The sequence below is a fragment of the Desulfosporosinus shakirovi genome (genome assembly GCF_020595055.1).
GTDB lineage: Bacteria > Bacillota > Desulfitobacteriia > Desulfitobacteriales > Desulfitobacteriaceae > Desulfosporosinus > Desulfosporosinus shakirovi.
Genome location: NZ_JAJDOO010000092.1, coordinates 1 through 792, shown reverse-complemented (window position 1 = coordinate 792; position 792 = coordinate 1). Strand labels below are relative to the sequence as shown.

At 49.6% G+C, this 792-nt stretch carries 2 protein-coding genes; both read left to right on the top strand.

The annotated features are described in order from the left end of the window. The first annotated feature begins 17 nt into the window (after positions 1-17). A complete protein-coding gene (locus LJE72_RS25935) occupies positions 18-521 on the top strand; it encodes an NADH-quinone oxidoreductase subunit J family protein (protein WP_229251018.1) in 504 nt (167 codons plus the stop codon). Next, positions 518-792 (top strand): NADH-quinone oxidoreductase subunit NuoK (gene nuoK, locus LJE72_RS25930; protein WP_229251017.1); only part of this gene is annotated, 275 nt, incomplete at its 3' end. The genes LJE72_RS25935 and nuoK, both read left to right, overlap by 4 nt.

Below are 792 nucleotides of genomic sequence, written 5' to 3'. Positions count from 1 at the left end.
GGGAAGGAGGAGTGAGGGTGAGCACAATCGTATTCTTTATTTTTGCGATTCTGTCGATTGCAGCAGCTTGGAGTGTTGTGACCTCCAAGAACATTGTGCACAGTGCGCTCTATCTGGCTCTGTCTTTCTCAGGAGTAGCTGTGCTGTATATTCTCTTGAATGCAGACTTTTTGGCAGCGGTACAGTTGTTGATCTACACTGCAGCAGTATCCCTCATGGTCGTCTTTGCGGTGATGCTGACCTTGCGTGGAGATATCTGTGAGAGCAATACTGAAAACCGAAGTTGGTTAGCGGGAGCCCTTGTTTCGGGATCGGTCTTTGTCATCATAGCGCTGGTGATTCTGACCAATCCGGACTGGCGGGTTTTGGCCGAACCGTGGACGAGCGGCGGATCAGCGGAGGATCTTTCCCTGCTCTTGCTCTCTCGCTTTATGATTCCCTTTGAAGCAGCCGCAGTATTGCTCACCGTAGCCTTAGTGGGTGCCGTGATCTTGGCGAAGGGAGTGAACGAGAGCAAATGAGTTTAGCAAATTTTAGTGTGGGGCTTTCGACGTATCTCTTGGTGGGAGCAATGCTCTTTTGCATCGGACTCTACGGAGTTTTTGCCAAGAGAAATATTATTGCTGTTCTAATGTCCATTGAGCTGATGCTTAATGCGGTAAATATTAATTTTGTGGCGTTCAACCGGTTTATTTGGAACGAAAAGATCGACATTCACTATGTGCTGACAGGGCATGTGGCAGCGCTTTTCGTGATCGTCGTCGCGGCGGCCGAAGTGGCTGTCGGGTTGGC